10 protein-coding genes are annotated in these 12,583 nt (G+C 71.2%); 9 read left to right on the top strand and 1 reads right to left on the bottom strand.

From position 1 onward, the window contains the following. Positions 1–9: 9 nt before the first annotated feature. From FFS51_RS11335 to FFS51_RS11370, 8 genes are read left to right on the top strand one after another with little or no spacing between them, the layout of a single operon-like run. Positions 10–519, top strand: a complete 510-nt coding sequence (locus FFS51_RS11335; protein ID WP_056207452.1) for a hypothetical protein — start codon at positions 10–12, stop codon at positions 517–519. After that, complete coding sequence (locus FFS51_RS11340; RefSeq protein ID WP_137878395.1) at positions 510–2,297, top strand: bactofilin family protein; 1,788 nt, start codon at positions 510–512, stop codon at positions 2,295–2,297. Before FFS51_RS11335 ends, FFS51_RS11340 begins: the two co-directional genes overlap by 10 nt. After that, positions 2,294–3,112 (top strand): prepilin peptidase, encoded by an 819-nt coding sequence (locus FFS51_RS11345; protein ID WP_045246785.1) that lies wholly within the window; start codon positions 2,294–2,296, stop codon positions 3,110–3,112. Before FFS51_RS11340 ends, FFS51_RS11345 begins: the two co-directional genes overlap by 4 nt. A gap of 55 nt (positions 3,113–3,167) precedes the next feature. Next, positions 3,168–4,172, top strand: coding sequence for a type IV pilus biogenesis protein PilM (gene pilM, locus FFS51_RS11350; protein ID WP_048809277.1), 1,005 nt, complete (start codon positions 3,168–3,170; stop codon positions 4,170–4,172). After that, positions 4,169–4,825, top strand: coding sequence for a PilN family protein (locus tag FFS51_RS11355; protein WP_045246783.1), 657 nt, complete (start codon positions 4,169–4,171; stop codon positions 4,823–4,825). Before pilM ends, FFS51_RS11355 begins: the two co-directional genes overlap by 4 nt. A 5-nt stretch (positions 4,826–4,830) precedes the next feature. Next, positions 4,831–5,484, top strand: coding sequence for a type 4a pilus biogenesis protein PilO (locus tag FFS51_RS11360; RefSeq protein WP_045246782.1), 654 nt, complete (start codon positions 4,831–4,833; stop codon positions 5,482–5,484). Positions 5,485–5,494: 10 nt separating this feature from the next. Continuing rightward, positions 5,495–6,643, top strand: coding sequence for a type IV pilus twitching motility protein PilT (locus FFS51_RS11365; RefSeq protein WP_048809275.1), 1,149 nt, complete (start codon positions 5,495–5,497; stop codon positions 6,641–6,643). Between the two features lie 3 nt (positions 6,644–6,646). Continuing rightward, positions 6,647–7,888: a type II secretion system F family protein gene (locus FFS51_RS11370; protein ID WP_048809274.1), complete on the top strand. Its 1,242-nt coding sequence runs from the start codon at positions 6,647–6,649 to the stop codon at positions 7,886–7,888. A 32-nt stretch (positions 7,889–7,920) separates the two neighbouring features. Here FFS51_RS11370 and FFS51_RS11375 read toward each other — a convergent pair whose 3' ends face one another. Then, entirely contained in the window at positions 7,921–9,591 is a 1,671-nt protein-coding gene (locus FFS51_RS11375; RefSeq protein WP_045246781.1) for a GspE/PulE family protein, read from the bottom strand. Positions 9,592–9,737: 146 nt separating this feature from the next. Here FFS51_RS11375 and FFS51_RS11385 point away from each other — a divergent pair, with 146 nt between their 5' ends. Next, a complete protein-coding gene (locus FFS51_RS11385) occupies positions 9,738–12,542 on the top strand; it encodes a lamin tail domain-containing protein (protein WP_171006168.1) in 2,805 nt (934 codons plus the stop codon). Positions 12,543–12,583: the final 41 nt, after the last annotated feature.

The following is a 12,583-nucleotide window of genomic DNA, read 5'->3' on the forward strand; positions in this document are numbered from 1 at the left end:
GACGACGGGATGACCCTCGTCGAACTCATCCTGTACTCCGCCCTCACACTGCTCGTGGTCGGGGGCCTCGCCGGTGTTCTGGTGAACACCTGGACCGCCCAGGCGAACGCCACCACGGTCGGCCAGGCCACCACCCGCGGAACCGTCTTCACCGAAGGGATCGAGAAGGCCATGCGCAACGCCTACGCGTTCCGGGTCACCGGCAGCGGTTCCACGCTCTCGGTGTGGACCGGTCTCGGCGGCGCGGCGGTGTGCCAGGGGTACACCGTCGACGGCTCCGGTGCGCTGCGCATGACCGCGACGGCGGGCTCGGCGGTGCTGCCCGCGGCATCCACCTGGCCGGTGTGGCAGACCGGAGCGGCGCAGATCGGCTCCACCGCGTACTTCACGGCCACCTCGACGGCCGTCAGCTACAGCTTCCGCGTCACGACCGCGGGTGCGCCCGTGGCCTTCACCGGCACCGAAACCGTGCGCACCTCGACCGTGCCCGCCTCCGCGGGGGTGAACCCGTGCTGGTGATCCCTCGTTCTGCCCGCGCCCCGCGCGCCCGCCTCGGAGACGACGGCGCCTCGCTCGTCGCCGTCGTCGTGGTGATGCTGGTCGGTTTCGTCGTCGCCGTCACGATCGCCGGAGTCAGCATCTTCGCGATCACGCAGAATCAGCGCAGCGCCTCGAGCCTGCAGGCCTTCACGGCGGCCGAGTCGGGCCGCGACGCGGCGGTCGCGATGCTGGCCGCGGCATCCGCCGGCACGGCCGGCTGCAGCACGACCGGCACCGGCACCTACGCGGGCACCGCGGGCACCTACACGTACTCGTACTCGGTGTTCTCGACCACCAGCACCGTACAGCCCTCCCGCAGCACCGCGCTCGGCGCGGCCGCCTGCCCCACGATCACCAGCACCTTCGTCCTCGTGCACGCCGTCGGCACCTCGCCGTCGGGCGCCACCACGGCCGTCGATGCTGTCTACCCGTGGGCGGGCAGCACAGTGAAGACCGACTCCCTCGGCTACATCAACAACGGGTTCTCCCCGCTGCTGAGCAACTTCACCGGCGGTGACCTGGTGGTGCGCTCCGGCGACTTCGCGTGCAACGCGACCACGATCTCCGGCAACGTCTACGTCCTGGCCGGCAACGTCACCATCGGGGCGGGCTGCATCATCCAGGGCAGCGTCTACGCGAGCGGCACCGTCACCGCGAGTCTGTCGGTCGTGAACAGCACGGTCACGGTCGGCTCGGTGAGCGCGGTCTCGATCATCACGGGAGACATCACCGCCCTCGGCAACGTGAGTCTCGTGCCGTTGACGACCCTCTCCCTCCCGGGACTGCCGCTCGGGCTGTCGGTGGGCGGCGGCATCCACTCGGGCGGCAACGTCACCCTCGACACCGCCATCAACCTGTCCCTGCTCGGCACGTACGCCGGCACCGTGGGCGGCGACGTCACCGCGCGCGGCACGATCTCGATCAAGGCGTGGAAGGTGGGCGGGAAGGCGCAGGCCACCGGCACCGTCACGGTGAACACGTCCCTCGGGGTGCTTTGCCTGATCATCCCGTGCGGCACCCTCGGCCCCACCTCGCAGGTGCCGAACTCGTCCTCGGCGCCGCAGCCGGCGTTCTCGCCCAGCCAGGCGCAGCTGCTGGCGCAGTCGGCCTGGGTAGACCTCAACGCGTCGACCAACTGGAGCAGGTACACCGGCAGCGCGTGGACGGCATACGCGACCTTCACCGGGGACTCCTGCTCGGCGTCGTCGATCAACTCGGCCATCTCGGCGGCGACCGCGCCCATCGTCATCAACGCGACGGCGTGCGCGTTCTCGCCCTCGTTCCTGCTGTCGATCACGAACGTGCCGCAGGACACCGTGCTGCTGGTGACCAACACCATCAACACGTTGGCGATCCAGGGATCCACGACGGCGACCGCCGCGAACCCGCGCCAGCTCTTCCTGGTGCAGGTCGACAACATCGCGAACGGCGTGCCCGACTGCGCCGGGCGGGGCGCCGTGACGAACCTGCTCAGCGCCGTCCCCACGTCGACGAACTTCCGGCTGATGGTCTACAGCCCGTGCGCGGCGAGCCTGCTCGGGCTCGGCAACGCCGCGAGCACGATCACGGGCCAGTTCATCGTGCCCACGACCAACTGGACGATCGTCGGCAACACCCTCAAGCAGGTCATCTGCGCCCCCATGACCGTGAACCCGAACATCCAGTTCGGGTGCAAGGCGACGGATGCCGCGACCGGCACGCCGATCGGATCGTTCACGACCGCGAAGGCGATCGCCCAGGTGGAGGTGTCGCCATGAGTGTCGCCGCACAGGTGTTCGTGATCGTCGTCGCCGGCGTGCTCGGTCTCGTCGTGGGATCGTTCCTGAACGTCGTCGTCTACCGCGTGCCCGCCGGTGTCTCACTGCTGCGGGCGAGCGCGTGCCCGACGTGCGACGTGCCGATCCGGTGGCAGCAGAACGTCCCCGTGCTCTCGTGGGTGGCACTTCGCGGACGCTGCGCGCACTGCGGCTCGGCGATCTCGCCGCGCTACCCGCTCGTCGAGGCTGCGACCGCCCTGGGATTCGCGCTGGTCGCGTCGGTGGCCGTCGTCGTCCCGCAGGCGGGCGATGCCTCGTGGTGGCTCGCGCTCGCGGCGTTCCTCTATCTCGCCGCGATCACTGTCGCCCTCGCGCTCATCGATGTCGACGTGCGTCGACTGCCCGACGGGATCGTGCTGCCCTCGTACGGCGTCGCGATCGTGCTGCTCGCGCTGTCGACCCTCGTCGGCCACGACCTGTGGCCCATCGTGCGGGCGACGATCGGCATGGCCGCGCTGTACACCTTCTATCTGCTGCTGTGGCTGATCCGGCCCGACGGCATGGGAGGCGGCGACGTGAAGCTCGCGGGCCTGCTCGGCTGGTACCTGGCCTGGCTCGGCTGGGGGCCGCTCGTCGTCGGCGCGTTCACGGGCTTCCTCTGGGGCGGGATCTTCGGCGTCGCGCTGCTGCTCAGCCGGCGGGGTTCGCGGGCCAGTCGCATCCCGTTCGGGCCGTGGATGCTCCTCGGCGCATGGACGGGGATCGTGGTCGGCGCACAGCTGACCCGGATGTATCTGGGGGTCTACACGTCATGAATCACAGGGGTGGACGTGCGCGCATGTCGGTGCGCGCCGGAACGGGGGAGGACGAATGACCGCACAGACAGTGGTCGGGCTCGAGATCGCTCAGTCGCACGTGCGCGCGGTCGAGGTGGCGCCGGGGGCGACGCCGCGCGTCGTGGCCTGGGGGGAGGTGCCGCTGCCCGAAGGGGTGGCGGAGGACTCCGAGGTGATCGACGCCGCAGCGCTCACGCTCGCCCTCGACCAGCTCTGGGTGCGCAGCCGCATCTCGCACAAGAAGGTGGTGCTGGGTCTCACGAGTCGGCGCATCCTGGTGCGCGAGTATGCGACGCCGCTCACCTCGCGCACCGCGATCATGCAGTCGCTCCCGTTCGAGGTGCAGGATGTGCTGCCGGTGCCCGTGGACCAGGCCGTGCTGGACTTCTACGCGATCGATCACGTCGACTCACTCGTGCGCGGGTTGGTCGTCGCGGCGATCGCCGAACCGATCGATGAGCTGCTGCGGGTGCTCGAGCGCTCGCGGATCGTCGCGGCATCCGTCGATCTCACGGCGTTCGCCCTCGCCCGGATCGCCCCGGCGGTCGCGGCGCCCGGGGAGACGGTCGCGCTGCTGCACATCGGCGAGCACACGACGACGGTGACCATCGTGCAGGACGGGGTGCCGCGGTTCGTGCGCACCCTCCCGGCGGAGATCCCGGCGTCGGCCCCGGTGGTGATCGAGAACGAGTGGATCGGCGCCGCCGTCGACGACGGAGCCACCCGCGCCGAGTTGCGCGCGGGACGCACCGCCGTGCTGGCGCCCGCCGACGAGACGCCCGACCTCGTGCAGCGGGTGCGCAGCACGCTGCAGTTCTACGCGGCGCGCAGCGGTGCGGCGCCGGTCGAGCGCGTCCTCGTGAGCGGTGCCGGGTCGCTGCACCCGGGGGTGCTCCCCGCGCTCGCCGCCGCCCTCGACCAGAGCATCGACCGGGTGCCGATCGATCGCCTCGCGGTCTTCCCCGGTGAACCGCCCGAGCCCCGCCGGGCCGCGGACTTCGTCTCGACCATCGGACTCACGATCGGAGGCGAGCGATGAGCGCGGCCGTCGACACCCTCGTGCTCGGCGGTGCCGCCCGGGTCAACCTGCTGCCGCCCGCAGAGGTCGAGCGCCGGGCCCGCGTGCGGCTCGGGCGACGCTGGATCGGTGCGCTGGTGGGCACCGCGGTCGTCGTCGTGCTGATCATCGCCGCCGCCGTGGCCTACAGCGTGGTGGGCTCGGCGAGGCTCGCGTCGGAGCAGGCCCGCACGCAGCAGCTCGTCGCCGAGACGCAGAGCTACCAGTCGGTCGCGACCGCCGTGGCGACCCGCACCGAGCTGACCCAGTTCCGCGCCGATGCCCTCGGCTACGACATCCGCTGGGGCGCCGTGTTCGACACGATCTCCGCACACCTGACGCCCGGGGCATCCGTCACCGGATTCAGTCTCACGGCCGGCGCCCAACCGCAGGCAGGCACCACCGCGCAGCGCGGACTGGGCGGCTCGCTCACGGTCAGCGTCGCGAACCCCGCGGATGCCGCGTCCCTCGCCCGCGCGCTGCGGGGCGTGTCCGGCGTGCTCGCAGCGGACGCGGGCGACGTCACGTCGTCGACGACGGCGGGGACGCAGGCAGCGCCCACGTACGACGTGACGATCGACGTCGTCTTCGACCAGTCGGTGTACTCCGGCCAGTTCTCGCAGGAGGGGAAATGAGGAACATGTCGAGGGGGCTCATCTCCGCGCTCGGCGCGCTGATCGCGGTGGTCCTCGTGGCCGCGGGCGTCTTCCTCGTCGCGCTGCCGATCTATCTCAGCGCGACGGGAGTGCACGGCCAGGCCGATGCCGCGGCCGCCACGAACGACCAGCTGCAGGTACGGGTCGACGCGCTCGCCGCTCAGGCGAAGGACACCACCCAGCTCACCCAGGCCGTCGCGCAGCTGCGTACGCAGATCCCGTCGGCGGCGGGGGTCGACCAGCTGGTGGACCTCGTCACCACGGCCGCATCGGCAGCGGGCGTCACGATCACGTCGATCACGCCGTCGCCCGCGGTGGCCTTCGCTCCCCGCACGAGCGAGGTCGCGGCCGCCGATGCGGCGAACACGGCTACGGCGGGCAGTGCCGGCTCATCCGCCACGACACCGGCGACGGGCACCACCGCGGCGCCGGTCGGTCGACTGCAGGTGCCGATCGCGATCACGGTGACAGCGAAGGATGCCGCCCAGGCGGCGTCGTTCCTCGACGCGCTGCGCGCCGGCCCGCGTCTGCTGGCGATCGTCGGCACGAGTGCCACCGAGACGGGCACGGGCTCGTCGACGGGCGGCGCGCTCACGGTCACCGTCAGCGCGCTCGCGTTCGCCGAGACGGAACAGTGAGGACCCGCAGATGACCACCACGATCACGCTTCCCACGCTCGATGCGATCCTCGCGAGCGCCGCCGATGCCGGGGCATCCGATGTTCACCTGACGGGGGGTCTGCCGGCGGTCTGCCGCATCGACGGTGACCTCACCGAGGTGCAGGGGTTCGGACAGGAGCTTCCCGGCGATTGGGTGGAGGGTGCGCTCGCCGGCATCATGACGGCCGAGCAGCGAAAGCAGTTCGCCGTAGCCGGTGAGGTCGACCTCGCCTACTCCGCTGCGGGGATCGGTCGGTTCCGGGTGAACGTCTTCCGCCAGATGGGGGATGTCGCGGCCGCGCTGCGACTCATCCCCGACGAGGTGCGGTCGCTGAAGGCGCTCGGCGTGCCGGAGATCGCGCGCGACCTGGCGCTCAAGCCGCGGGGACTCGTGCTGGTCACGGGGCCGACCGGCTCGGGCAAGTCGGCGACCCTCACGGCGATGGTCGACATCATCAACCGGGAGCGCGCCGCGCACATCATCACGATCGAGGACCCGATCGAGTTCGTGCACTCCAGCCGGCACTCGCTCGTCCACCAGCGCGAGGTCGGGTCCGACACCGCGTCGTTCGGCGAGGCGCTGCGGCGCGTGCTGCGGCAGGACCCCGATGTGATCCTGCTGGGCGAGCTGCGCGACGCGGAGTCGATCGCCGTTGCGCTGTCCGCCGCCGAGACCGGGCACCTCGTGCTGGCGACCCTTCACACCCAGGGGGCCGCGAAGAGCATCAACCGCATCGTCGACGTGTTCCCTGCCGAACGCCGCGATCAGGTGCGCGCGCAGCTCGGGGACACCCTTCAGGGGGTGCTCAGCCAGACGCTCCTGCCGGGGCTGCGCGGTGGGCGTGTGCTCGCCACCGAGGTGATGGTGCAGACCCCGGCGGTCGCGAACCTCATCCGGGAAGGGCAGATCCAGCAGCTCTACTCCGCCTTGCAGTCGGGGTCGGAGTTCGGGATGCACACGCTCGACCAGAGCCTGCGCGAGCTTGTGAAGGACGGCCGCATCGAGAAGTCGCTGGCGCAGCAGTTCGCGGTCGATCAGCGTTCGCTCGAGAAGACGCGGGCTGTGCCCGCCGACCTCGACGACGAGGTGTGGGCGACGCGCGGCGGAGTCGCGCGACCCGCGAACTGGGGGGTGTGAGCCATGCCGGTGCTGGAGCGGTTCTCCTACCGGGCGGTCGCGCCCGGCGACGAGGCGGTCGTCAAGGGCACGATGGATGCCGCGAACGAGGCCGCCGCGGTCGGCAAGATCCACGCGCAGGGCCTCATCCCGCTCGAGGTGCGCTCCCTGGCGCGCACCGGGCTCCGGCGGGAGGTCTCGCTCACGGGGTCGGGTCGCGTGAAGGTCAAGGCGCTGGCGCTCATGACCCGTCAGATGGCGGCGCTCACGGAGGCGGGGCTGCCGCTGCTGCGCACTCTCGAGATCCTCACCGAGCAGACCGACGACAAGGCGCTGCGCGCGGCGCTCGTGGGCGTCGTCGCGGACGTGGAGTCCGGGGCATCCCTCTCTCTCGCCTTCAGCCGGCAGCCGAAGGCGTTCGCGCCGCTGATGGTGAGTCTCGTGCGGGTGGGGGAGGCGGGCGGATTCCTCGCCGAGTCGCTCACGTCCATCGCGCGTTTCTACAAGTCCGAGGCCGAGCTGCGCGACAAGGTGAGGGCGGCGACGACCTACCCGGCCGTCGTGCTGGTGGTGGCCTTGCTCGCGGTGCTGGGCATGGTGACGTTCATCGTTCCGGTCTTCGAGAAGATGTTCGCGAACCTCGGCGGGCAGCTTCCCGTGCCCACGCAGATCCTCGTCACGATCTCGCACAACATGGTGTGGATCCTTCCGCTGCTCGCCGTCGTCCTCATCGGCGGTGCGGTGTGGTGGACGCGCTCCCGCAACACCCCGAGGGTGCGTGCCGTCGTCGATCCGTGGAAGCTGCGCCTGCCGATCTTCGGCTCCCTGAACACGAAGATCGCGGTGGCCCGCTTCGCCCGGAACCTGTCGATGATGCTGCAGGCGGGGGTGCCGTTGATGCAGGCGCTCGACACGGTCGGCGAGGCGGCCAACAACGTGAAGATCGTCGCGGCACTCGAGAAGGTCAAGGAGTCGGTGCGGCAGGGCAAGTCGCTGGCGGCGCCGCTCGCGGCGGCGGGCGTCTTCCCTCCGATGGTGTCGCAGATGGTGTCCGTCGGCGAGGAGTCGGGCACGCTCACCGAGATGCTCGACAGCATCGCGACGTTCTACGAGGCCGAGGTCGCGTCGGCCACCGAGCAGTTGACCGCGGTGATCGAGCCCGTGCTGATCGTGATCCTCGGTGTCGTCATCGGCGGCATGGTGATCTCGCTCTACCTGCCCGTCTTCAACCTCTACGCGCAGCTGAACCACTCCGCCGGCGCGTGAGCGGTCGCGAGCCCTGATCGGATGCCGCGGCCTCACGCGGTGACGCGCAGCACCTCGTCGATCGTCGTGATCCCGGCGACGACCTTCGCCCAGCCGTCGTCGCGCAGCGGCACCATGCCCTGGGCGAGGGCGATGTCTCGCAGCTCCCGACCGCGGCTGCGTCCGACGACCTGCTGCTCGAGGTCCTCGGAGAGGGTCATCACCTCGTGCAGCGCCACCCGGCCGCGGTATCCGGTGTACGAGCAGGCGCGGCATCCGACCGGACGGTAGAACGCGTCGACGCCGTGCTCGGGGCGCTCGAACCCCGCGGACTGCAGCGTCTCGTCGTCGAGGTCGGCCCGCTCGCGGCACTCGACGCACAGGCGGCGCGCGAGACGCTGGGCGACGACGGCGGTGAGGGCGGTGCCGACGAGGTAGGGCTCCGCGCCGATCTCGACGAGCCGGGTCAGTGCGCTCGGCGCGTCGTTGGTGTGCATCGTCGAGAGCACGAGGTGGCCGGTGAGCGCCGCTTCGATCGAGGTGATGGCGGTCTCCCGGTCGCGGATCTCGCCGACCAGCAGCACGTCGGGGTCTGCGCGCAGGATCGACCGCAGCGCGGTCGAGAACCCGAGACCGGCGCGAGGGTTCACCTGCATCTGGCTGATGCCCGGGAGCCGGTACTCGACCGGGTCCTCGATCGTGACGACGTTGACCTCGGGCGACGCGATCTCGCTGAGCGCCGTATAGAGGGTCGTGGATTTGCCCGACCCGGTCGGTCCGGTGACGAGCACCATGCCGTGCGGCCGGCGGATCGCCTCGCGGAACCGGGCGTCGTTGCCGGGAGACATCAGCAGTTCGGCCATCGAGACGCGGCGCTCGCTGGTGTCGAGGATGCGCATGACGACCTTCTCGCCCCACACCGTCGGCAGGGTCGCGAGGCGCAGGTCGACGGTGCGGCCCTCGAGCGTGACCGAGATGCGTCCGTCCTGCGGGCGGCGCTTCTCGGCGATGTCGATCTGCGCCATGATCTTCAACCGGGAGAGCACGCCGTCCTGGATGGTGCGGTCGGCGCGCTGCACCTCGTGCAGCACCCCGTCGATCCGGAAGCGCACAGTGAGGTCGGCCTCCCCCGGCTCGATGTGGATGTCGCTCGCGCGGTCGGTGATCGCCTGCGCGATCAGCAGGTTCACGAAGCGCACGACCGGGGTCGCGTCATCCCCTTCGTCGAGGGAGAGGGTGAACGACGTGCGCGCCGCCGTGCTCGCACCTTCGATGACGGTGGAGAGCTCGGTGAGCTCCTCGTCGGAGCGCAGGAACCGGCCGAACACTGTCTGCAGCGCATCGCGCGCCACGACGACCGGGTCGACGACGAGGCCGGTGGCGGTCGAGACGTCGTCGAGGGCGACGAGGTCGGTCGGATCGACGATCCCGACGGTGAGGCGGTGTGCGCTGCGTTCGATCGGCAGCAGCTGGAACCGACGGCACAGCGAGCTCGGCACGAGCGCGAGCACGGCCGGGTCGATCGTCACCGCGGCGAGGTCGAGGAAACGGGTGCCCGTGCTCGCGGCGACGCTCTCGGCGAGGGTGCGTTCGCTGACGACGCCGCGCGAGATCAGTTCACGCCCGAGCGCCGTGCCGTCCCCGAACCTGTCGACGTCCGCCGCGATCTCCTGCGCGTCGACGGCTCCGGCCGCGACGAGCGCCTGCGCCAGACCAGTCACCATCGGATCCCCCTTCGGCCTCCGTGCCCCCATCCGTAGTGTACGAGCGCCGGGATGCCGCGGCACGGGGGTTGTGCGCGAGCGATCGGCGTGCTGCAGGGCGACGGGCCGCGGCATCCGTTCGCCCGCTGTTCACCGACCGTTGCCCCGTGGCTGTGAAGATGCCCAGCGCGACCGATGAGCCGGCCGCATCCGCCCGATTGGAGCTCCGTCCGATGCGACGTCTCGCGGCGCTGTGCGCTGCCACCCTCACCTTCGCCGGTCTCGCCGCCGTGCCCGCCGCCGCGGTCGCCGTCGAGCCCCTGCCGACTCTCGTCATCAACGAGGTCGAATCCAATGGCGGAATCCCCGGCGACTGGATCGAGCTCTACAACACGGGCGATGCGCCGGTGGATGCCGCGGGGCTCGTGCTGAAGGACAACGACGACACCCATCGGTTCGAGATCCCGGCGGGCACCACGATCGCCGCGCACAGCGCTGCGGCGTTCGACGTCGAGACCGCGTACGGGCTCGGCAAGGCCGACTCGGCGCGGCTGTACCTCGGCGACGGCTCGACGCTGATCGACTCCTACTCCTGGACGGCGCATGCCGACGAGACGTACGGGCGCTGCCCCGACGGCATCGGCGCCTTCGTCGACACCGATGCCGCGACCAAGGGGGCGCCCAACCAGTGCCCGCCGCCGGCGGGGGCCGCAGACATCCGCATCAACGAGGTCGAGTCCAACGGGGGCACACCGGGCGACTGGGTCGAGCTCTACAACACCGGTTCGGCGGCGGTCGACCTGACCGGGTGGATCTTCCGTGACAACGACGACAGCCACACGCTGCTCGTGCCCGCGCAGACGCTGCAGCCGGGCGCCTACACGTGGTTCCAGACCGACGTCGCGAACGGGTTGGGGCTCGGCTCGGCCGACTCGGCGCGGCTGTTCCTGCCGGACGGCACGACGGTCATCGACTCCTACACCTGGTCGGCGCACGCCGCGACGACCTACGGCCGCTGCCCCGATGGCACGGGCGCGTTCGTCACCACGCTCTCGTCGACGCAGGGTTCCGCGAACGACTGCCAGCCGCTGCGCCTGAGCGAGATCGAGTCGAGCGGCGGCACGCCCGGCGACTGGATCGAGCTGGTCAACCTGTCGAACACGGATGTCGACGCCTCCGGCTATGTGCTGAAGGACAACGACGACAGCCATGTCTTCACGATCCCGGTCGGCACTACGATCCCCGCGCTCGGCTACGCGGCGTTCGACGTCGAGTCGGCGTTCGGGCTCGGGTCCGCGGACAGCGCGCGGCTCTTCTCGCCTGCGGGGGACCTCGTCGACACGTACTCGTGGACGGCGCACGCCGCGACGACCTACGCCCGCTGCCCCGATCCGCGAGGAGCCTTCGCCGTGTCGGCCGCGCCCACGAAGGGCGAGGCGAACTCCTGCATCGGCGAGGTGTCGGTGAGCCCGTGGCCCGGCAGCGGCGACGTGCGCATCGTCGACACGTCCGCGACGGTGTTCGCCCCCGACGGCAAGGATCTCAGCGGTCTCGTGTACGAGGCATCCGGCACCGGAGAGCGCGGAACCCTGTGGGCTGTGAACAACGGCGGCGGCACGCTCTTCCGGCTGCAGTGGACCGGCACCGACTGGGCTCCGGCGCCGGGCTCGGCATCCTCGGGCACGGTGCTGCACTACGCGGACGGCACCGGCGCGATCGACTCCGAGGGCGTCACGATCGCGGGCGGCTCGTCCGCGGGTGGTGTCTATGTGGCATCCGAGCGCGACAACTCGAACAAGAACGTCGGCCGTCCGTCGGTGCTGCGCTACGACGTGACCGGCGCCGGTGCGAGCCTCAACGCGTCCGACGAGTGGAACCTGAGCGCCTTCCTCCCGGTCGGCCTCGGTGCCAACTCGGGTCTCGAGGGGATCGCCTGGATCCCGGATGCGGCGCTCGTCGCGGGCGGCCTGATCGACGAGAGCACGCTCGCCGCCTACAGTCCGGCGTCGTATGCGGGGCACGGCGATGGCCTGTTCTTCGTCGGCGTCGAGGGCACCGCGAAGGTCTACGCCGTGGCGCTTCTGCCCGGCGGCGTCTCGAAGCTCGTGGCGACGATCGATCCCGGACTCGGGGTCGTCGCCGAGGTCGCCTACGACGCCGCGTCAGATCAGCTGTGGGCGCTGTGTGACGACGCGTGCAACGGCGAGGCGGCGATGCTGCAGATCGCGGACTCGGGCCCGCACGCGGGTTCGTTCCAGGTCGTGGAGCGCTACGCGAACCCGGCCGGGATGCTCGACTCGATCGCGAACGAGGGCTTCGCGTTCGCGACCGCCGACCTGTGCGTCGACGGTACGAAGCCGGTCTTCTACGCCGACGACAACGGCACCGACGATCACGCGCTGCGCGAGGGGTCGATCGACTGCACTGCGGTGCCCGGAGGCACGGACCCCGGCGACGGATCGGGCGGCGGGACGCCGGGCGACGGCTCGGGTGGTGGGTCGGGCGGCGGGACCCCCGGTGACGGCTCGGGTGGTGCCGGCGGCCTCGCGCCGAGCGGACCGGATGCCTCGGTGCCTGCGGCCCCGGGTGAGGGCGATCTGATCGACGCGAACCGTGGCGGCGCCACCGCCCCCGGATCTGCCGTCGCCGGCTCGGTCGTGACGATTGCGGTCGATCCGGCGCACGCGGGCAAGATCGTGCACGGCTGGATCTTCTCGACCCCCACCTACCTCGGCGTGGGTGTGGTCGCGCTGGACGGCTCGGTGTCGTTCACCATCCCGGCGGGCTTGCCGGCCGGCGATCACCGCATCGCGGTGGTCGACGCGAGCGGCGCCGTGCTCGGCTGGAGCCCGCTGACGGTCGAGCTCGCGCAGACCGGCGCGGCGGCCTCGGGCTGGCTGCCCGCGGGCGCGCTGCTCCTCGGCGTCGGCGTGGTGTTGGTCACCGCGGCGCGGCGTCCCCGCCGCGCGTGAGGTGGGGGCGCTTCGCGCCCCCACCCCCCACCCCTTCACCC

Source organism: Microbacterium sp. 4NA327F11 (genome assembly GCF_005503465.1).
Classification (GTDB): Bacteria; Actinomycetota; Actinomycetes; order Actinomycetales; family Microbacteriaceae; genus Microbacterium; species Microbacterium ginsengisoli.

What these genes read in the sequence shown, in the direction of transcription:
- FFS51_RS11370 (WP_048809274.1), top strand. Translation starts at nt 6,647, where the DNA reads ATGCCGGTGCTGGAGCGGTTCTCCTACCGGGCGGTCGCGCCCGGCGAC.
- FFS51_RS11360 (WP_045246782.1), top strand. Translation starts at nt 4,831, where the DNA reads ATGTCGAGGGGGCTCATCTCCGCGCTCGGCGCGCTGATCGCGGTGGTC.
- FFS51_RS11355 (WP_045246783.1), top strand. Translation starts at nt 4,169, where the DNA reads ATGAGCGCGGCCGTCGACACCCTCGTGCTCGGCGGTGCCGCCCGGGTC.
- FFS51_RS11335 (WP_056207452.1), top strand. Translation starts at nt 10, where the DNA reads ATGACCCTCGTCGAACTCATCCTGTACTCCGCCCTCACACTGCTCGTG.
- FFS51_RS11365 (WP_048809275.1), top strand. Translation starts at nt 5,495, where the DNA reads ATGACCACCACGATCACGCTTCCCACGCTCGATGCGATCCTCGCGAGC.
- FFS51_RS11375 (WP_045246781.1), bottom strand. Translation starts at nt 9,591, where the DNA reads ATGGTGACTGGTCTGGCGCAGGCGCTCGTCGCGGCCGGAGCCGTCGAC.
- pilM (WP_048809277.1), top strand. Translation starts at nt 3,168, where the DNA reads ATGACCGCACAGACAGTGGTCGGGCTCGAGATCGCTCAGTCGCACGTG.
- FFS51_RS11345 (WP_045246785.1), top strand. Translation starts at nt 2,294, where the DNA reads ATGAGTGTCGCCGCACAGGTGTTCGTGATCGTCGTCGCCGGCGTGCTC.